18 protein-coding genes, 1 tRNA gene and 1 pseudogene are annotated in these 20597 nt (G+C 52.5%); 8 read left to right on the plus strand and 12 right to left on the minus strand.

From position 1 onward, the window contains the following. Positions 1–102: 102 nt before the first annotated feature. From mfd to G604_RS13160, 9 genes are all read right to left on the minus strand, one after another. Complete coding sequence (mfd, locus tag G604_RS0100780; protein ID WP_028908872.1) at positions 103–3525, minus strand: transcription-repair coupling factor; 3423 nt, start codon at positions 3523–3525, stop codon at positions 103–105. Positions 3526–3530: 5 nt separating this feature from the next. Next, on the minus strand, positions 3531–4280 hold the full coding sequence (locus tag G604_RS0100785) for a polyprenol monophosphomannose synthase (RefSeq protein ID WP_028908873.1): 750 nt from the start codon (positions 4278–4280) through the stop codon (positions 3531–3533). A gap of 13 nt (positions 4281–4293) precedes the next feature. Further along, entirely contained in the window at positions 4294–5052 is a 759-nt protein-coding gene (locus G604_RS0100790) for a lysophospholipid acyltransferase family protein (protein WP_028908874.1), read from the minus strand. A 95-nt stretch (positions 5053–5147) separates the two neighbouring features. After that, entirely contained in the window at positions 5148–6347 is a 1200-nt protein-coding gene (locus tag G604_RS0100795; protein WP_028908875.1) for a metallophosphoesterase, read from the minus strand. A 60-nt stretch (positions 6348–6407) separates the two neighbouring features. Beyond that, positions 6408–7223: a vitamin B12 dependent-methionine synthase activation domain-containing protein gene (locus G604_RS0100800; RefSeq protein ID WP_028908876.1), complete on the minus strand. Its 816-nt coding sequence runs from the start codon at positions 7221–7223 to the stop codon at positions 6408–6410. Continuing rightward, the gene (locus G604_RS0100805; protein ID WP_028908877.1) at positions 7201–8553 is read right to left on the minus strand and encodes a dihydroorotase; all 1353 of its coding nucleotides are present in this window, start codon (positions 8551–8553) and stop codon (positions 7201–7203) included. Before G604_RS0100805 ends, G604_RS0100800 begins: the two co-directional genes overlap by 23 nt. A 7-nt stretch (positions 8554–8560) precedes the next feature. Continuing rightward, a complete protein-coding gene (locus tag G604_RS0100810; protein WP_028908878.1) occupies positions 8561–9367 on the minus strand; it encodes a DUF4369 domain-containing protein in 807 nt (268 codons plus the stop codon). An 89-nt stretch (positions 9368–9456) separates the two neighbouring features. Next, on the minus strand, positions 9457–9888 hold the full coding sequence (locus G604_RS0100815) for a hypothetical protein (RefSeq protein WP_036904218.1): 432 nt from the start codon (positions 9886–9888) through the stop codon (positions 9457–9459). Then, positions 9881–10273: an FtsB family cell division protein gene (locus G604_RS13160; protein WP_051220142.1), complete on the minus strand. Its 393-nt coding sequence runs from the start codon at positions 10271–10273 to the stop codon at positions 9881–9883. The genes G604_RS0100815 and G604_RS13160 overlap by 8 nt, the downstream gene beginning before the upstream one ends. 117 nt (positions 10274–10390) lie before the next feature. Here G604_RS13160 and G604_RS0100825 point away from each other — a divergent pair, with 117 nt between their 5' ends. Further along, the gene (locus tag G604_RS0100825) at positions 10391–12175 is read left to right on the plus strand and encodes a DNA polymerase III subunit gamma/tau (RefSeq protein ID WP_028908880.1); all 1785 of its coding nucleotides are present in this window, start codon (positions 10391–10393) and stop codon (positions 12173–12175) included. On the opposite strand, the gene asnA is transcribed toward G604_RS0100825, so the two are convergent. After that, entirely contained in the window at positions 12172–13209 is a 1038-nt protein-coding gene (gene asnA, locus G604_RS0100830; RefSeq protein WP_028908881.1) for an aspartate--ammonia ligase, read from the minus strand. The two genes, G604_RS0100825 and asnA, sit on opposite strands and share 4 nt — an antisense overlap. 391 nt (positions 13210–13600) lie before the next feature. Between asnA and G604_RS0100835 the strand changes: the two genes are divergently transcribed. The 6 genes from G604_RS0100835 to G604_RS0100860 all read left to right on the plus strand — a co-directional run bounded on the left by G604_RS0100835 (position 13601) and on the right by G604_RS0100860 (position 17171). Next, positions 13601–13674, plus strand: a tRNA-Arg gene (locus G604_RS0100835). Between the two features lie 625 nt (positions 13675–14299). Beyond that, positions 14300–14479: a tetratricopeptide repeat protein gene (locus G604_RS0100840; protein WP_028908882.1), complete on the plus strand. Its 180-nt coding sequence runs from the start codon at positions 14300–14302 to the stop codon at positions 14477–14479. Positions 14480–14525: 46 nt separating this feature from the next. Continuing rightward, positions 14526–14768 carry a 4Fe-4S binding protein gene (locus G604_RS0100845; protein WP_028908883.1) on the plus strand — a complete coding sequence of 81 codons (243 nt, stop codon included), beginning with the start codon at positions 14526–14528 and terminating at the stop codon, positions 14766–14768. Positions 14769–14770: 2 nt separating this feature from the next. Next, the gene (locus G604_RS0100850) at positions 14771–15865 is read left to right on the plus strand and encodes a 3-methyl-2-oxobutanoate dehydrogenase subunit VorB (RefSeq protein WP_036904219.1); all 1095 of its coding nucleotides are present in this window, start codon (positions 14771–14773) and stop codon (positions 15863–15865) included. Beyond that, positions 15862–16629 carry a thiamine pyrophosphate-dependent enzyme gene (locus tag G604_RS0100855; protein ID WP_028908885.1) on the plus strand — a complete coding sequence of 256 codons (768 nt, stop codon included), beginning with the start codon at positions 15862–15864 and terminating at the stop codon, positions 16627–16629. Before G604_RS0100850 ends, G604_RS0100855 begins: the two co-directional genes overlap by 4 nt. Further along, positions 16626–17171, plus strand: coding sequence for a 2-oxoacid:acceptor oxidoreductase family protein (locus G604_RS0100860; RefSeq protein WP_028908886.1), 546 nt, complete (start codon positions 16626–16628; stop codon positions 17169–17171). The genes G604_RS0100855 and G604_RS0100860 overlap by 4 nt, the downstream gene beginning before the upstream one ends. 87 nt (positions 17172–17258) lie before the next feature. Here G604_RS0100860 and G604_RS0100865 read toward each other — a convergent pair. Both G604_RS0100865 and nagB read right to left on the minus strand, forming a co-directional pair. After that, a pseudogene (locus G604_RS0100865) lies at positions 17259–18416 on the minus strand (PIG-L family deacetylase); the annotation flags it as partial. A gap of 39 nt (positions 18417–18455) precedes the next feature. Further along, positions 18456–19235 carry a glucosamine-6-phosphate deaminase gene (nagB, locus tag G604_RS0100870; RefSeq protein WP_028908888.1) on the minus strand — a complete coding sequence of 260 codons (780 nt, stop codon included), beginning with the start codon at positions 19233–19235 and terminating at the stop codon, positions 18456–18458. 126 nt (positions 19236–19361) lie between these two features. On the opposite strand from nagB, the gene pepT reads away from it, so the two are divergent. Beyond that, complete coding sequence (gene pepT, locus G604_RS0100875) at positions 19362–20585, plus strand: peptidase T (RefSeq protein WP_028908889.1); 1224 nt, start codon at positions 19362–19364, stop codon at positions 20583–20585. The last annotated feature ends 12 nt before the right edge of the window (positions 20586–20597 follow it).

Raw genomic sequence — 20597 nt, forward strand, 5'->3', positions numbered from 1 at the left:
AAAAACGCGCCCGTCGTTTGTTTCTTCGTATGGCCTGCCGTCGTGAGCTTGTTTGTATGGCCTGCCGTCCCGTGCTTGCGCTTTGCAAGCGCAAGGAAGCCTCTAGCTCAGCTCTTTCAGCACTTCCACGGCCTCTTTGACCGAGTGGACATTCTTAATCACCATCAGCCGATGGTGATTTTTTTCTTTTAATACGGCACGCTTCACATGACTCGTGGCGTAGTTGAGCACATTCGTGAACGCCTGACTCTGATAGAACGGACTGTCGACATTGGAGACAAACTGCAACTGCATAATCCCTTGCTTGAGGATGACTTTCTCACAGCCACAGCGCTTGCCATAGCGGCGCAGCCTGACGACTTCCATGAGCTCTTCGCCCTCCGCCGGTACAGGGCCAAAGCGGTCCTCCAACCGTTTGCGGTAAGCCTCGAGATCACGGTCGGTCTCTATACGGTCCAGTTCACGATAGAGCAGCATACGCTCACTGCTTCCCGGTACATAGTTGTCGGGGAAGTACATCTCCAGGTCACTCTCCACGGCACAGTCGTCGACGAAGTCATCACCGGTGATAACGGTGCCATTGGCCATCTCATCCTTATAGATATCCTGGAACTCCTCATTCTTCAGTTCCGTGACAGCCTGCGAGAGGATCTTCTGATAGGTCTCATAACCGAGGTCTTCCATGAATCCGCTCTGTTCGGCACCGAGCAAGTTTCCGGCGCCACGGATATCAAGATCCTGCATGGCGAGGTTGAAGCCGCTACCAAGGTCGGAGAAATTCTCCAGCGCTTCAAGACGACGGCGGGCCTCGGGATTGAGGACACTCTTCGGCGGCGCAAGGAGGTAACAGAATGCTTTTCGGTTACTGCGCCCTACTCGTCCGCGCATCTGATGGAGGTCGGAGAGGCCGAAGCGATGGGCATCATTGATAATAATGGTGTTCGCGTTCGGGATATCAATACCGTTCTCCACAATCGTTGTCGACAGCAAGACATCATAGTCGTAATTCATAAAGCCCATGATGATCTTCTCGAGCTCGTCGGGATTCATCTGTCCATGACCGATGGCGACACGACAGTCGGGGACATACTTATGAATCAGATCGGCAATGGACTGAAGACTGTTGATACGGTCATTGACGAAATACACCTGTCCGTTACGGCTCATCTCGAAGTTAATGGCATCGGCAATGATCTCATGACCGAATGTCGCCAACTCCGTATGCACGGGATAACGGTTGGGTGGCGGCGTACGCATGATACTCATATCACGAGCGCCCATCAGTGAGAACTGCAGCGTACGGGGAATCGGCGTCGCCGACATCGTCAGTGTGTCGACATTGACCTTCAACTTCCGCAACTTCTCCTTCGTGGAGACACCGAACTTCTGTTCCTCATCGATGATCAGCAGGCCGAGATCATGCCAGTGGACCGTCTTGCCAAGGAGCTTATGCGTGCCAACGAGGATATCCACCTTTCCGGCAGCGAGATCGGCGAGGACTCCTTTCGTCTCCTTTGTGCTGCGGGCACGACTGAGATAATCTACTCTCACGGGGAAATCCTTCAAGCGGTCACGGAACGTCTGATAATGCTGGAACGCCAGCACCGTCGTCGGCACGAGGACGGCGACCTGCTTACTGTCACAGGCAGCCTTGAAGGCGGCACGGATGGCCACCTCTGTCTTGCCGAAGCCGACATCACCACAGATCAGCCGGTCCATCGGCCGGTTGCTCTCCATGTCTTTCTTCACATCCTGCGTGGCCTGATACTGGTCGGGCGTATCCTCATAGAGGAAGCTGGCCTCAAGCTCGTGCTGCATATAGTTGTCGGGACTGAAGGCAAAGCCTTTCTCCTTCCGGCGCTGGGCATAGAGACGGATGAGATCACGGGCGATATCCTTGATCTTCTTCTTCGCCTTCTCCTTCAGACGGTCCCAAGCGCCCGTGCCGAGGGCACTCAGCCGTGGCGGCTCGCCGGTATCACTGCTGCGGTATTTGGAGATCTTATACAGCGAATGGATACTCACGTCGACGATGTCGTTATGCTGATAGAGGATGCGGATCATCTCCTGATAACCACCATCGGGATGGTTGGCATCCTTGGGGATAGGCACACGGACGAGACCGCCGAACTTTCCGACTCCATAGTCGACATGGACGATGAAATCGCCGGGCTCCATCTCCTGCAGCTCCTTCATCGACAGTGCTACCTTTCCCGCACGAGCGGCATCACTACGAAGACTGTACTTATGGAAACGGTCGAAAATCTGATGATCGGTGAAGAAACAAACTTTCAGATCATCATCGACAAAGCCGGCATGAAGGGTCTTGTCGACAGGCACGAAGGTGATGCCGTATTTCTTCAACTCCTCTGACGAAAAGATATCCTTCAGACGCTCCGTCTGCTTCTGACTGTCGGCAAATATATATAGGTGATAACCCTGTAGGATATAGTCCTGCAGACTCTTCGAGAGGAGCTCGAAATTCTTATGGAAGAGAGGCTGCGGCGTGATATGGAACGGGATCTTTGTCTGAGGCGTCCCCGTAGGACTGTGTCCGAACTCCACACGACGGAGACGGGAGGCATCATCGGTGAACTGTGTAGCCGTACAGAGACTGTTGTCACGCTTCAACTCCTCCTCGATCTCCTTGCGCTCTACCTCCGTGGCACTGGCCAGCCGTTCCGTGACAGCCTGATCGGAGAAGCCTTCCTGGTAGATCTGTCCGATATGGTCGTGGACGAACATGAAATCTTTCATCACCAACGTCGCTGTCTCGGGAAGGAACTGAAGGAACGGCACCTTCTCCTGGTGTCCTTTGGCCAACTCGGGCACAATTTCTATCGCGTCTTTCTTATCCTTCGACAATTGGGTGTCGACCTCGAAAGTACGGATCGTATCGACCTCATCGCCAAAGAAGTCGATACGGTAAGGATACTCACAACTGTAGGAATAGACATCGAGGATACTGCCACGGACAGCAAACTGGCCGGGCTCATAGACATAGTCCTGACGCTCGAAACCTAAGTTAGCCAACTGAGCCTCAAGATTCGTCAAGGAAATATGCTCACCCGTCTGCACCTTCACCACACGGTCGGCGAAACGGTCTTTGGCAACGACACGCTCAGCAAGGGCCTCGGGGAAGGTGACAACAAAGAGACTGCCTGTCTTCGAAGACGAAGAAGCGTCAAGGCGCGCCAGTGTCTCCGTTCGCAGAATCTCGGAGGCATGGTCGCGCTGCCCGTATTTCACGGCACGACGATAGCTGCTGGGAAAGAAGAACACATGTTCGTCACCCAGCAACTGCTTGAGATCATTATAGAAATAACCAGCCTCATCGGCATCATCAAGGATGAAGACCACGGGAGCCTGCAACTTTCCGAAGACGGAAGCGAAGAGCATCGGTGCCGCAGAGGCCTGCAAACCCTGAAGGAAGACCGTATGCTGTTGGTCATCAGACAACGTCTTCACCAAGGCACCACACTGCGGCAGATGACCGTAGAGGGTCTGAATGTCTTGTATCGTCATCAGTCTTACTTCCCTATCTTCGGATATTTACGGAACCAACCGTCGAGACGCAGACGCATGACACCGAAGAAGGCCTCGCCGAAGATACCACCACTCATCTTGCTCACGCCCTCACGACGGTTGACGAAGATCACGGGTACTTCCTTAATCTTGAAACCAATCTTATAAGCCGTGAACTTCATCTCGATCTGGAAGGCATAACCTTTGAAACGGATCTTGTCCAAGGGAATGGTCTCCAACACGCGGCGCTTATAGCACACGAAGCCCGCCGTGGTGTCATGGACCTTAAAGCCCGTGACGATCTGTACGTACTTGCTGGCAAAATAACTCATCAGCACACGACCGATAGGCCAGTTGACAACATTCACGCCACTGACATAACGGCTGCCAATAGCCATGTCATAGCCCTCGTCATGGGTGGCAGCATAAAGCCGCGGCAGGTCATTGGGGTCATGACTGAAGTCGGCATCCATCTCGAAAATATAGTCGTAGCCATGCGCCAGAGCCCATTTGAAACCGGTGATATACGCCGTTCCCAAACCTTGTTTGCCACTGCGCTCAATGATGAACAGCCGGTCGGCAAACTCCTTCTCCATCAGCCCGTGGACGATCTGTGCCGTGCCGTCAGGGCTGCCGTCGTCAATGACCAGGATATGGAAACATTTCTCCAAGCCAAAGACGGCCCGGATGATCTTCTCGATATTCTCCTTCTCGTTATAAGTAGGAATGATAACTATGGAATCACTATTATTCATTGTCGTTATATATTTATTGGTCCGGATTCTCCACAAATCCCTGATATTTCGGTTCGAGGGCACTCATGATCGCCTCATAGCTCTTCTCCATTTGGTTCTTGACATTCTCCGGACCCTTGCCGATAGGCTGGATAGGCTCGTGGATCGTCAACTTCAACGGATGCCAGAACACCCAATAGATATCCTTCATGCGCGGCTTCACGTCGAAAGAGCCATTGATCGTCAACGGGACAACAGGCAACTGGAGTTCGTCGGCAAGCATGAAAGCGCCGCGACGGAAGATGCCCATATGACCGGTGAACGTGCGGGCTCCCTCGGGGAAGACAACGAGGGACATACCGTCCTTCAGTACTTCCTCTGCCTGCTTATAAGTACGATGGATGGCATGGGGACCACTGCGGTCGACGAAGATATGATGGGCGGCCTCACAGGCGACACCGACGAGCGGTATCGTGCGCAGCCCCTTCTTCATCATCCATTTGAAATTACGGTCGAGGAAACCGTAGATCAAGAAGATATCAAAGGCTCCCTGATGGTTGGCCACAAAGACGTAACTCTGTTTCGGATCGAGATGCTCCCGGCCCTCTACCTTTACAGGAAGAAGACAGAGCCACACGATGAGCCGCGACCAGATCTTGCCGGGATAATAGCCCCAGACATGGCCGTTGCCGATCATGCATCCCACACAGGTGAAGAGGGCCGCAAGGATGGAGAAGACCAACAGCAGCGGCACCACTACACAGAGTTGATAAATCCTATACAATAACTTCAGCATGCTATAAGCTCTTTTCTATTGTGATCTATTATATCTATTGTGTTCTATTATATCTATTGTGTTCTATAATGTCTATAGCGATCTATAGAGATCTATTGTGCGCTATCCCCTCGATGCAGCGTGATCACCACGATCTCCGGCGTAGCCCCGAGACGGCAAGGGAAGGCCCCGCTCCAGCCACAGCTAACATAGAGATACCGACCGCTGTTCTCATAGAGCCCATAATCCTCTTTATACGACAGCATCGTAGGCCGCAGGCCGAATAGCTCGATCTGGCCGGCATGGGTATGTCCCGCCAAGGTCAGCTGCGCCTTACTCTCGGGAAGGATATGCAGATCCCACATCTTCGGGTTATGCTGCAAGACGATCGTGAACGCCTTTTTGGGGATACCGCGCAATGTCTTCCGCAGATCAGAGCGGTTTGGACAGCGCTTGGCCTTCGGTATCTCTCCCCACTCTTCTCCGGCTATCCAAAGGGTATCACGGCCGCGGACAATAGGCATGTTCTCATTGCGCAACAACCGCCACCCCAAAGACTTCTGCATCTCTACCATCTGCCGCTCTACCTCCCGCTGATGGGCCTCACTGCCTCCGACATAATAACTGTAGTCGTGATTGCCAAGGACGCTGATCACAGGCACGCGGCCTTTCGAGAAGGTAGCCAGGCGGCGCAGATCCTTGGCATGGAGCTGGAGTTCACCGGGCTGCAGATTCTGCAGATCACCCGTGAAACAGATCATATCGGGACGGGCAGCGATGACACTGTCGATATTCCGTTCCAGACAGTGATCCATGACATGATTGAAACTGCCGATATGAGCGTCACTGAACTGTACGATACGGTAACCGTCAAATGCCTTCGGCAGGTCTTTCAAGGTGAGGTCGACATGCCGCACCGTGAACTGTCGGGGACCGATGGTGATACTATATATAAAGAGGATCACCGTGATGACGGCTCCTACAGCTCCGATAATATTACCGCGGTTGACACGGAGATGATGACGGCGCGCCCACCACAGTCCGATAGCCGAACAGAAAGCGAAGACGGCCTTCGGCATGACGATGACACCCACGAGGGAGAGATAGGCACTGAGCCACCGCAGATCCGTCGGCACGAAATTCTTGATCGACGCCAGTGCGACGGTATAGACCAGCATGACGATACATGGCAACCACCACAACACCCGCTTCTTCAACGTAAACCGGGGATGGCGGCGCAGATACTGCCAGTCTAAATACAGGTCCGGCAATACAATCAGTAATATCAGCCATACAAATATTCGTGCAATCAAGATGGTAATCACTTCGCAGAACATGATCAATCATGTCCCAACGTTTACTTCTTTACTTTTTTACTTCTTCATCAGACTTGCCTGCAGGAATCTCCGCATCATTTCCACGGGGATACCTCGGCGATGGGCATAGTCTCGTAACTGGTCCTCACCGATCGGGCCCAAGTCAAAATAGTGGGCCTTCGGATGGGAGAAATAGAATCCACTGACACTGGCGTGAGGAATCATCATACCACTCTCTGTGAGTCGGATACCGATATCTTTCATCCCGAGGATCTGATCAAGGAGAAAGTTCACACTCGTATCGGGCAGAGACGGATAACCGACGGCAGGACGGATACCCTGATATTCCTCGGCATGGGTCTGCGCCATCGTGAGATGCTCATCGGGAGCATAGCCCCAATATACTCTACGAACCTCCTCGTGGAGTCGTTCCGCCGTTCCCTCGGCAAGACGGTCACAGAGGACCTGGGCGAGCATGCGCTGGTATGGGTCTTCCTTGAACATCCCATCAACATCGACATCTACCGTCGTAGCGAAAACACCAGCCTCATCCTGGATACCTAATGACAACGGACGGACAAAATCGGCCAGACAAAGACTCGGCTGCCCCGCTGCCACCTTCTGTTGACGGAGCATGGGGATCCGCTTTCCGCCCAGGATAAGGTCGTCGCCGTCACTGTTGGCCGGGAGAATGGCAAAGATACCATGGGTATGATATCTCCCTTCCCACGTGGCGAGGAGCGCCTCCGCCTCTTTTCTAAGCCGGTCTTTTTCCTCCTGTGGCTTTCCGTTCAGTCCCCAGGCATGGAAGAAATAGAGCCAGTTAATATACGGCGTGATATCCAATATGTTATAGTCTATCTTTTTCTTCATGATCAAACGCTAATTCCTCACCCTTTGACTGTTCGTCAAATTGGCCATGATCAAAGACCAAATGACCATTACACCAGGTCTGTACAACCTCCCACGTGAAGCGATGACCTTCCAAAGGACTCCAGCTACATTTACTCTGAATAGCGTCCTTCGTCAGCACCCAGCCTTCCTTCCGCGGTCTGACAATAGCAATGTCTGCCTTGTAACCGGGACGGAGGAAACCACGACCCTGGATATCGAAGAGCTGGGCGGGGTGATGGCACATCAGTTCCACGACCTTCGTATACGGGATACCGAGTTCATCGGCCAACTGCAGCATAGAAATCAAAGAGAACTGTAGCATCGGCATTCCCGAAGCGGCATGGGCGCAACCGCCCTGCTTGTCCTTCCACTCATGGGGTGCGTGATCTGTGGCTACCGTGTAGATCGTACCGTCGGCAACGGCTTTGCGGAGGGCAGCCCGATCAGCGGCCGTCTTCACGGAGGGGTTACACTTGATACGGGCACCGAGACGGACATAGTCCTGATCGGTAAACAACAGATGAGCCATACATGCCTCTCCGGTGATGCCTCTCTCGACATCGAGGAGCGACAATTCCTTCGCCGTCGACAGATGGGCGATATGCAAACGGGCATGGGCGGCCTCGGCCAACTGCACGGCGAGATGACTGCTGGCATAACAGGCCTCGACACTGCGGATCTCCGCATGATGGATGATCGACGGATCATCGCCCCACCGCTCCTTCGCTGCCTTCATATTGGCATTGATCATCGCCGTGTCCTCACAATGGGTCATGACGAGGAGGTTCAGACGGGCTGCCTCCGCGAACACCGCCTCCAGGGATGCGCGCTTGTCAACAAGCATATTGCCCGTACTGGCTCCCATAAAGAGTTTGATACCCGGCACATGGCGGCGGTCAACCTCCTTGAAGAGGGACGCATTGTCATTGGTGGCTCCGAAGAAGAAACCATAGTTGACATGACTCTTCACCGCACCTAACTGCCGCTTGGCCTCCCACGCCTCCACGGTCGTCGTCTGCGGGATCGTATTCGGCATGTCGAGAAAAGAGGTGACACCACCCCAGGCGGCAGCACGACTCTCACTCTCCATATCGGCCTTACGCGTCAACCCGGGATCACGGAAATGAACATGCTCATCGATGACGCCGGGCAGAACGAAACACCCCGTGGCGTCTACTTCGTCATCGTAGTCTCCACGGGGCGCCGGGCCTTCTATAATCTGATCGATATGGTCGTCAACAAGAAGGACAGACCCTTGATAGGCCCTGCCTTCATTGACAACCGTACCGGAATGAATGATTCTTTTCATAACTTACTTACTTCTGGGGAATGGTAGGACGCGCCAAGTCGTTGGCGGTAGGTCCGTCCTGAGGCTGCTGCACACCGTCAGGACCACCGGGGGGAGGAGGAACACCGGGACCGGCATCCTTCATGCCATTCATGATCTGCTCGTTCTCCTGCGCTTTCTGATAATAATCCTTCACATAAGGATCATTCTTGAACTTCTCCGTGGCCCGACTCATGATATCCTCCACCCAAGGGGAGAGCATCGGATACTCATTGTCTATGGTGAACATGAAGAAAACGCCGGGACCCAGGACATTATCAAAATTACTGCATACGAAATTCGTCACGAGTTTGTCCTCCTGATCACTCAGACGGGCCGCCTGAGCCTGCAACTGACTGTTCACAGCCTGCATATTACTGCCATCCATGATGGCTTGGTCATGACGGTGGACAAGCTCTGCCTCCTGACTCTTGAGCTGGTTATATCTCTTGACAAACTTATCCAGTTTGTCATTCAAAGGCGTTCCCGTGACACTCTGTTGCGTATTGTCAAACTTCACCGTGATATCGCCTCCCTCAAGGACAAGGGGTAACAGAAAGTCCTTATCCATAAAGATATTGGCCATACAAGCTGAATCCACCGTTCCGGAGAATTCAAACTGACCATGGACGACATCACAGGAGTCGACATTCTTGAAGTCGTTGTTCTTCAACACCTTAAGATACAACTTCTGTCCGTCGAGCGTAGACATATTGCTCGAGCCGGTGATATTATAAGTCTGAGCACATGAGGTAAAAGCCAATAGACTTACAAATGCGTAAAGTATTTTATTCATAAGCACTTTTCTGTTCGCAGAACAAAGGTACAATCATTTCTCTGTTCTGAAAAATATTTTTATGCTATTTAAAATTCATACCTACTCTTTTAGTTTTTTTTCGCATTCGTATTCTGCCTCTTCCGCTCCTCATGATCGATACGGTGGACCGTATAGAGTTCCAAAACGGCGGCAATGAGCAGCAACAAGACCCACTTATTATAAAAATAGGTGAGGTATGTTTCGTAGTTGGCGAAGAGATCACGGAAAAAGCCATAGGCCGTGTCTACCATCGAGATTCCGGCCAGCACAAAGAAGATATCCGCCATAAGCTGGATACGCTTCAGACGACGTAAAACGAGTGTGCTGTCTGACGGCTCCTGGATAGCCTGAAGGACGGAGAAGAGAAGGGAACCAACGAGGTAGACCCAACAAGCCACGCTCACAAGAGCTGGAAAAATAAAGCCGAAAGAGAAGCAACCGGCACCGATGACCATCAGGACACCACCGATGATGAAAAGGATGGTTTGTAGTTTATTCATTCGTTTCGTTGTTTGTTGTTGATTCTTGATCGATGTTGTCCGGGTTCATGCCATCACTCTTATCTTCTGTCTCGTTCTGCTGCTCGTCCGTACTCAACACATAGATATCCTCATCGTCGGCTTTCATGAAATAACGCTCCCGGGCAATCTTCTCGATCGTCTTCGGATTGCGCTTGAGGTCACGGAGGGTCTTCGAATCCTTCTCGTACTGCTTGTCGTAGTTGTTGATCTGATCCTTCAGGTCGCTGATCTCCATCTCGTACTGTATAAGCTTGCGGAAACTGTTGTCGTCGAGTACACCCACAATAAGCACGCCCACCACAATCGTGATGAGATACTTATAATGGGCCAGGAAGCCTAACCATGCATTTACCTTTCCAGACATCTTACATAGATTTTTCTGCAAAAGTAAGAAATTAAAATGAGAATAACGCAACCAAGGGCGTTATTTTCTTTGTCGTTTCAAAAATTATAGTTATTTTTGCAAAACAAATTCATCCGTATGAAAGAATATATTGTTTCGGCACGCAAATACCGGCCGATGACCTTCGACAGCGTCGTCGGACAGACTGCCCTGACGACAACACTGAAGAATGCCGTCAAGAGCGGGAAACTGGCACATGCCTACCTCTTCTGTGGTCCGCGAGGGGTGGGAAAGACAACCTGTGCCCGCATCTTCGCCAAAGCGATCAACTGTGAGCACCCCACGGCCGACGGCGAGGCCTGCAACGAGTGTGAGAGCTGTAAGACTTTCAACGAGGGACGGTCCCTGAATATCCTCGAGCTCGACGCCGCCTCCAACAACTCCGTGGAGAATATCAAGGCCCTCATGGAGCAAACGCGTATACCGCCACAGGTGGGACGCTATAAGGTGTTCATCATCGATGAGGTCCACATGCTCTCCACGGCTGCCTTCAACGCCTTCCTCAAGACCTTGGAGGAACCGCCTGCTCACGTGATCTTCATCCTCGCCACAACGGAGAAGCACAAGATCCTGCCGACGATCCTCAGCCGTTGTCAGATCTATGACTTCGAGCGCATGACGGTGCCCAACACCATCAAACACCTGAAGATGGTGGCAGAGAAAGAGGGTATTCAGTATGAGGAACAGGCCCTGGCGGTCATCGCGGAGAAGGCTGACGGCGGCATGCGCGATGCCCTGAGCATCTTCGACCAGGCCGCCAGTTTCTGTCAGGGGAATATCACGTATCAGAAAGTCATCGAAGACCTCAACGTCCTCGATGAGGATAACTATTTCCAACTCGTAGACCTGGCACTGAAGAATGATGCTGCCGACATGATGGTACTGCTCAACAACCTTCTGGCCAAGGGCTTCGACGGTGGAAATCTCATCAACGGCCTCGCCGCCCATGTGCGCAATGTTCTTATGGCGAAAGACCCGAAGACCGTGAGTCTCCTCGAAACGAGCGACGAACAGCGCAAGCGCTATACGGAACAGGCTCAGAAAGCGCCTACACCTTTTTTATATAAGGCCCTGCAGATCATGAACCGCTGTGATGTGGAATACCGACAGAGCAGTAACAAACGACTGCTCGTGGAACTGACCCTCATCGAAGTGGCACAGATCACACAACCCGAGGACAAGGATGTCCCCGCCTCGGGGCGCTCGCCCTATAGACTGAAAATCCTGTTTAAAAATCTCCGACAGGTTCGGACAAAGGCGGCCCCGCAGGTAGCTGCCCCGAAACCGCAGCCGGTGAATGCTGCTGCCGGATCTACGGCGGCAGCCCACACTGCTTCTGCGCAGGCAGCCGCGACAACGGCTGCTACTCCTCATGCCACGACACATTTCAACCCAAAGGGCATCGGCGTCTCCTTCGACTCTATCCTCCATCCGCGCCAGCCGTCCTATCTCCGTCAAGAGAAGGTAGCGGAGGCTGCTGCCGCCAAGGAGAACAAAGACCGTGACTTCACGCCTGAAGAGCTCGACCTCCAATGGGTGGCCATGTGCAACCGTATGCCGAAACAATATATCGGTCTGGCACAACGGCTGAAGAATATGCGGCCGCAGATCACCACCTATCCCAACGCCGAACTCGTCGTCGACAACCAGATCTTCCTCGATGAGGTCAATAAACTGCGCGGCAGCATCCGTGCCACACTGGCCCAGCTGCTGCACAACAACAGTATTCAACTTACCACCCGCCTCGCCGAGGCAGGGGAAGCCCAGAAAATTCTTTCCAGAAAAGATGTGTTCGATGAACTGCGGAAAAACAACCCGTCCATCGAACGCTTACGTCAGGCTCTTGATCTTGAGCTGACTTAGATCAGCGGCATGCCCGCCTCTTCGCACGCTTTGCGCATGTCCTCGGGCCAGATACTGGCCTGGATCTCACCGATATGGGCCTTGTGGAGCATGACCATGCACAGACGGCTCTGACCGATACCGCCACCAATGCTCAACGGCAACTTGCCATTGAGGAGCTGCTGGTGGAAATAGAGTTTCTCACGCTCTTCCTTTCCCTCAATCTTCAACTGACGGAGCAGACTCTCCTTGTCAACACGGATACCCATACTACTGAGTTCGAAGCTGCGGCCAAGGACAGGGTACCAGATGAGAATATCACCATTCAGTCCGGCCTTGCCGTTCTCGGCTACCGTTGACCAGTCATCATAGTCCGGGGCACGACCGTCATGCTTCTTTCCGTCACTGAGTTTACCTCCGATACCCTCTACGAAGACGGCTCCATATTTCTTGCAGATGGCATCCTCACGCTCATGGGGAGTGAGATTGGGATACATATCCAATAGATCCTGACTATGGATGAAATGAATCTCCTCGGGCAAGAACGGCTTCAACTGCGGATAGAACTCACAAGCCAGATACTCCGTACGACGGATGGCAGCATAGATACGGCGCACGACATCCTCGAGGAAATGGATCGTACGGTCCTCTCGCGTGATGACAGCCTCCCAGTCCCACTGGTCGACATAGAGCGAATGGAGATTGTCCAACTCCTCGTCGGCACGGATGGCATTCATATCGGTATAAATGCCATACCCCGGCTGAATCTCATACTCGGCAAGCGTCAGACGCTTCCATTTGGCCAACGAATGAACGACCTCGGCCTGTGCATCGCCGAGATCCTTGATGGGGAACGTCACAGGACGCTCCACGCCATTCAGGTCATCATTGATACCTAAGCCCTTCAACACAAAGAGAGGAGCCGTGACACGACGCAGACGAAGCTCTGTGGCTAAGTTCTGCTGAAAGAAATCCTTGATCTGTTTGATACCCTGCTCGGTCTGGCGCATGTCCAACAGCGGCTTGTAACCTGCAGGCTTAATTAACTGACTCATGTTCTGTATTTTATTTCTTTTATTGTCAAAAACTGCTGCAAAGTTACAACTTTATTATTAAATCGCAAGTATTTTTGGAAGAATTTTTGCAAAAAGTCAACAGAAATATCAATTTAAAACCTGTAGGGACATGATTGATCATGTTCCGCCCCCTTCGTAGGGACATGATTGATCATGTTCCGCCCTATGGAATGGCATGCCGTTGTGTGCTTGCGCTTTGCAAGCGCAAGGAGCCGCATCTGCAGGCCCAAGCATAAAAAAGACAGAATAACAAACAAACATATCTTAGGAATAATCCCCAAAAAATTTGGCTTTTCAAAATAAAAGATGTATCTTTGCACTCGATTTACGAAAAACCGCTTTCCACGGCCAAATCGTAAGTCACATCATTGGACCCGTAGCTTAGCTGAATAGAGCGTCAGATTCCGGTTCTGAAGGTCCTGGGTTTGAATCCCAGCGGGTTCACTTCTTAAAAGGTTAAATATCTTACTACTATCAAAAGCACTTACAATAATCCCCAAAAAGGAAAGGAAAGCGGTTGCTGCTGCAATGTTATGGATCGTACTCCTCATGTTTTTTATTTCTTTGTTTTTTCATATATATAAAAGAAAGTCTTCAACTGAAAAGCGCGGCTTGACTTAAAAGAGCCACCACCCGCTTCCCCAATCGGTAGAGAACAGAACAACGAGCAAGGAGATGCCAAACAAGAGCAGGCAGATACCACAAAAAACGTAATCTCCGCTTAGTGCTGTCGCGAATGAACCGAAAAATGATATGGTCATAACGATTTGGCAAAATGTTCTTATTTTCTTCATAATGTTCAGCGTTTTAGTTGCTACAAATGTAGTCAAAAAATACAAAAGACAATGGCAAATAACATAAAGTTTAACTTAAGTTTGAATATCAACGGCAAGAACGTAGTTAAGTGTATTTAACTATCAAGGGAAAATGTCAAAAGGAAGATATTTTTTGCACAATATTCCAATGTTGTGCACCATTTAACGGCGGTTAAGATTTTCTAACAAAAAACGGGGACATACATGGGGTGACTTCCTATTTTTGTCCTTACTTTTGCAGAAAATAAAAAGAAATGACTTCATACGAATACTATCAACAAGGCAATGACTATCGTCGGAAAGGCGACTTCCAACAGGCCATCAACAGCTATCTGGAGGCCATCGCACTCGATGCCGACAGTCCTGCCGTGGAAGCCAAACAGATGCTGGATGATATCCTCAACTTCTATTGTAAGGATTATTACAACCCCTGACATCCCGTCTGATTGTACCCTCATAAACATTATTACGAAATAAAATATGTCAACAAGATTTCAAGGCGCCGTTGTGGTGGATACCGACCGCTGCAAGGGCTGTTCGCTGTGTGTCGTGGCCTGTCCGAAAGACGTGCTGGCCCTCTCACAGAAAAAGGTCAACCGACATGGATACCCCTTCGTGGAGGCCGTCCGTGCCGATGACTGTATCGGTTGCGCATCCTGCGGCATCGTTTGCCCCGACGGATGCATCACAGTGTATAAGAAAAAAATAGAAGGGAACGCATAGCAATGGAAAAAGAGAATCAAGAAGTGACACTGATGAAAGGCAATGAGGCCATCGCCCATGCCCTCATCCGCTGTGGCGCCGATGGCTTCTTCGGCTATCCCATCACGCCGCAGAGTGAGATCATTGAGACCCTGGCCCTGCTGAAACCGTGGGAGACAACAGGAATGGTCGTCCTCCAGGCCGAGAGTGAGGTGGCGGCCATCAACATGGTCTATGGCGGTGCCGGTGCCGGCAAGCGCGTCGTGACGACAAGTTCCTCCCCCGGTGTGGCCCTCATGCAGGAGGGTATCTCCTATATGGCCGGTGCCGAGATTCCCGGCGTCATCGTCAACGTGCAGCGCGGCGGTCCCGGACTGGGTACGATCCAGCCGAGTCAGAGCGACTATAACCAGGCCACACGCGGCGGCGGCAACGGCGACTATAACGTTATCGTCCTCGCGCCGGCCTCCGTCCAGGAGATGGCCGACTTCGTGGACCTCGCCTTCACCCTCGCTTTCCGTTACCGTAACCCGGCAATGATCCTCAGCGACGGCGTCATCGGACAGATGATGGAGCGTGTCGTCCTGCCACCGATGAAGCCACGTCGCACGGAGGAGGAGATCCGCAAGGAGTGTCCGTGGGCAACCATCGGACGGACGAAAGACCGCAAACCAAATATCCTCACCTCCCTCGAACTGAAACCGGAGGTCATGGAAGCCCGCAACCTGCAGATGCAGGCTAAATACCAGGAGATCAAGGAGAAAGAGGTACGCTATGAGACGCAGCAGTGTGACGATGCCGACTATGTCATCGTCAGTTTCGGCTCCGCTGCCCGTATCGCCGAGAAGAGTGTGGAACTGCTGCGCGAACAGGGTGTCAAGGCCGGCCTCTTCCGTCCCATCACCCTATGGCCGTTCCCGACAAAGACCCTCCGTGAGATGGCCGGACGCGTCAAGGGATTCCTCGTGGCGGAGATCAATGCCGGACAGATGGTCTACGACGTCCGTCTGGCTGTCGAAGGCCGCGTCCCCGTGGAATATTTCGGTCGCCTCGGTGGTATCGTCCCTGATCCCGAGGAGATTGTCAACGCACTGAAAACTAAACTGATCAAGAAATGAACAAGGATATAATTGCTCCGGAGAACCTGGTCTATCAGAAACCGGAGCTGATGAATGACACCCCTATGCATTACTGTCCTGGCTGTTCTCATGGCGTCGTCCATAAGCTCGTGGCCGAAGTGATCGCCGAGATGGGCATGGAAGAGAAGACCGTCGGCATCTGCCCCGTGGGCTGTGCCGTCTTCGCCTACCGTTACCTCGATATCGACTGGCAGGAGGCTGCCCACGGTCGTGCCCCTGCCCTCGCCTCCGCCATCAAACGCCTCTGGCCCGACCGCCTCGTCTTCACCTACCAGGGTGACGGCGACCTGGCCTGTATCGGTACCTGTGAGACGATCCATGCCTTGAACCGCGGCGAGCATATCCCCATCATCTTCATCAATAATGCCATCTATGGCATGACGGGTGGACAGATGGCTCCGACGACACTCATGGGGCAGAAGACGTCTACCTGTCCTTACGGCCGTGAGGCTGACCTCCATGGCTATCCTCTGAATATCACCGAACTGGCTGCCCATCTCCAGGGCACCTGCTATGTCACGCGACAGAGCGTGGAGACCGTGGGCGCTATCCGTCAGGCCAAGAAAGCCATCCGCAAGGCCTTCGAAGCCAGTATGAAAGGCCTAGGCTCCAGTCTCGTAGAGATCGTTTCTACCTGTAATAGTGGCTGGAAACTCTCTCCCGTAGAGGCTAACAAATGGATGGAGGAACACATGTTCAAACAGTATCCCAAAGGGGATCTTAAAGACACGACAAACTTATGAAAAAGGAAATCATCATATCCGGTTTCGGTGGACAGGGCGTCCTCTCTATGGGAAAGATCCTCGCCTACTCGGGACTGATGGAGGACAAACAGGTGACATGGATGCCGGCCTACGGACCGGAGCAGCGCGGTGGTACGGCCAACGTGACGGTCATCATCTCCGACGACCGTATCTCCTCGCCGATCCTCAGTAAATATGATATCGCCATCGTCCTCAACCAGCCGTCTCTCGACAAGTTCGAGAGTAAGGTGAAGCCCGGCGGTACCCTCATCTACGACGGCTATGGCATCATGAACCCGCCGACACGCCAGGACATCACGGTATATCGCCTCGACGCCATGGATAAGGCAGCAGAGATGAAGAACGCGAAGGTCTTCAACATGATCGTCCTCGGCGGTCTGCTGAAAATCTGTCCCGTCGTCAGTACGAAAGGTCTGGAGAAAGCCCTCTATAAGGCGCTCCCCGAACGCCATCACAACATGATCCCCCTGAACATGCAGGCTGTGGAAGAGGGAATGAAACTCATAAAAGTAAAAAAGTAAAGAAGTAAAAAAGTAAACGCGGGATCATGATTCATCATGTTCCGCAATAACGTAAACGTTGGCACATCCCTGCCAACGTTTACTTTTTTAATTTTTTACTTTTTTACTTTTAAACGCCTCCATCGCCTCAACTTTCGGCAGTCCGAGGGCAGCAAAGCGTGCTGCCGTACCCCGGTTACGGTCCTCGGCCCGCTGCCAGAAGAGACGACTGTCACTGCCGGGGAAGGGGGCACTCTCCATCTGACTGTGATGCTTGAGAATCGCCTCACGCTTCTCGGCCAGTTCACCGGCCGTCAACGGTATCGCCAGGTCGATATCAGCCAGGTCCCATTCAGCCCAGGCACCCCGATACATCCATATCTTATAATGATCGAGCCAGTCGAAAGAATCACCGGCAGCACCCTTGGAACATTCCTGCCTCTGCGTCTTTGCTTTCTTCGCCTTGAGTTCATCCAAAGCGGAAAAGACGGCAGCCGTACACTTGCGATGGGTGTCATGAGGATCGGCAAAATCACCAGCGACAAAGATCTGCTGGGGACGGACAGCTGCCAATAGGTTGGCGATAAGGGCCACATCACGCTCACTGACGGGATATTTCTCGATACGTCCACTCTCATAGAACGGCAGATTGAGAAAATGGACATGATCCTTCGGGATATGGTTATAGTCACAGGCCAACCGGGCCTCACCACGACGGATCAGCGCCTTGAGTTCCTGTACCTCCAAATCATCAACCTCCCCGTCTTTCTTCTTTTCGAGAAAGGCCGAGACGGATTTCACCAACTTGCTCACCGCATCATCAGCGCCATCACAGAAGAGGTCGTTGACGCCCTTGACGAAATACAGATAACGCCGTACCTCTTCGTCTCCCACAGCGATATCTCCTGAAGTCTGATAGGCAACATGGACGTCATGCCCCTCACGGACGAGCCGACGGAGGGTGCCGCCCATGGAGATGACGTCATCATCAGGATGGGGGGAGAAGACCAGCACACGCTGAGGAACGGGAAACGCCGGAGGTGTCCCTGCCTTCTCCGCAATGATTCCCAGGAAATCTTCCTCAACAAGCCGGTTGATCTTCTCTGCCGACCCATAACCGTCAAGAAGATCCCCAAAACCACCTTGCCGATAGTCGTCCTCCGAGAGGTCCAAAATGGGCTTCCCGCTTCGTTCACAGAGACTTACAACAGCCTCTCTTAACTGATAAAGATCCATTGTCATATTCTTTCGTCTTTTATAGGGCCTGCCGTTCCGTGCTTGCGCTTTGCAAGCGCAAGGTCGCCTTTATGCCCTTCCCTTATAATATTTATAGGTGGCGACATGCAGCTCGTCCGTCGCCGCCTCATCACAGACGAGGATACTCCGGGGATGGAACTGCAGGGCACTGACCGGCCGCATCTGTGTCACCGGCCCCTCCACAGCGGCAGCCAGGGCCTTCGCCTTCTGATGACCATTGATGAGGATCATCACCTCACGGGCATCCATCACCGTCCCGACACCCACCGTCAGTGCCTCTGTGGGCACCTGTGTCGTGTCGCCTCCGAAGAAACGACTGTTGGCGAGGATCGTATCCTCCGTCAGACTGACCTTCCGCGTACGGGAGGCCAGTGACGACCCGGGCTCGTTGAAGGCGATATGACCATCCTGCCCTACGCCGCCGATGAAGAGGTCCACACCTCCGGCCTTCCGGATCAACGCCTCATAATGGCGGCACTCCTCCTCGGGATGGGTGGCATTGCCATTAAGGAAATGGACATTCTCTCGTGGGATATCAATATGGGAGAAGAAATGGTCGAACATAAAGGAATGGTAACTCTGCGGATGGTCCTCGGGGAGTCCGACATACTCATCCATATTAAAGGTTAGCACATGTTGAAAGCTCACCTCCCCACGGCCGTTGGCGGCAATGAGGGCGTCATACATGCCGATCGGCGTCGAGCCCGTCGGCAGTCCGAGGACAAAGGGATGGTCAGCCGTTGGCGACGCATCACGGATGCGCGCCATGACATAATTGGCGGCCCACTGTGACAGGGCTGTATAGTCTTTTTGAATGATCAGTCGCATAACAGATTGTATTTAGATTCGTTATTTTGTCTTTTTCTTATCTACAAAGGTATAAAAAAATTGATAAAAAAACAATGAAAGAGAGATTTTTTTATTAACTTTGCGGAAAATATTCATTTATCCTATATGGAACTGACAGAACGATTTATCAACTACACAAAGTTTGACACACAGTCGAGCGAAGATTCCGACAGTGTGCCGAGTACGGCGAAACAACTCGTCTTCGCCAAGTATCTGAAAGAAGAACTCGAGCATGAAGGGCTCGAGGATGTCGAGATGGATGACATGGGATATATCTATGCCACCCTCCCCGGAAACAGCAAGAAAGAGACGCCGACCATCGGCTTCATCTCTCATTATGATACCTCCACGGATGCCAGCGGAAAGGATGTCAAGGCACGTATCGTCAAGAACTATGACGGCGGCGACATCGTCCTCTCCCCGGGCATCATCTCCTCTCCGAAGAAATTCCCCGAACTCCTGGCGCATAAGGGCGAGGACCTCATCGTCACCGACGGCACGACGCTCCTCGGCGCCGACGACAAGGCAGGCATCGCCGAGATCGTACAGGCTATGTGCTACCTCCGCGATCATGACGAGATCAAGCACGGCGATATCCGCGTCGCCTTCAACCCCGACGAGGAGATCGGCATGGGCGCTCACCACTTCGACGTGAAGAAGTTCGGATGCCAATGGGCCTACACCATGGACGGCGGTGACCTCGGTGAACTGGAGTATGAGAATTTCAACGCCGCCGGAGCGAAGGTCCATATCAAGGGCGTCAGCGTACATACCGGTTATGCCAAGGGAAAGATGATCAATGCCAGCCGACTGGCCTGCGAGTTCAACAACATGATTCCCGAGACGGATATCCCGGAGACCACGGAGGGCTATCAGGGCTTCTACCACCTCCTCGGCATCAACAGCCGTTGCGAGGAGGCCACACTGAGCTATATCATCCGTGATCACGACCGGGAGAAGTTCAACGACCGGAAGGACTTCATCCTCGAATGTGCGGAGAAACTCAACCAGAAATATGGTGAGGGCACCTGCACCGTAGAGATGAAGGACCAGTATTATAATATGAAGGAGAAGATCGATCCGAACATCCATGTCATCGACATCGTCCTCAAAGCCTTCGAACAACTGGGTATCGCCCCGAAGGTTCAGCCCATCCGCGGTGGTACCGACGGCGCTCAACTGTCGTTCCGTGGTCTCCCCTGCCCGAACATCTTCGCTGGTGGCGTCAACTTCCACGGCCCTTATGAGTTCGTCTCCATCCCCGTCATGGAGGCGGCCATGAAGACCGTCGTGAAGATCTGCGAACTCACGGAAGCCTTCAACGACTAAACATTTTTCTCT

Origin of the sequence: Prevotella sp. AGR2160 (assembly GCF_000424185.1) — a bacterium.
Taxonomy (GTDB): domain Bacteria; phylum Bacteroidota; class Bacteroidia; order Bacteroidales; family Bacteroidaceae; genus Prevotella.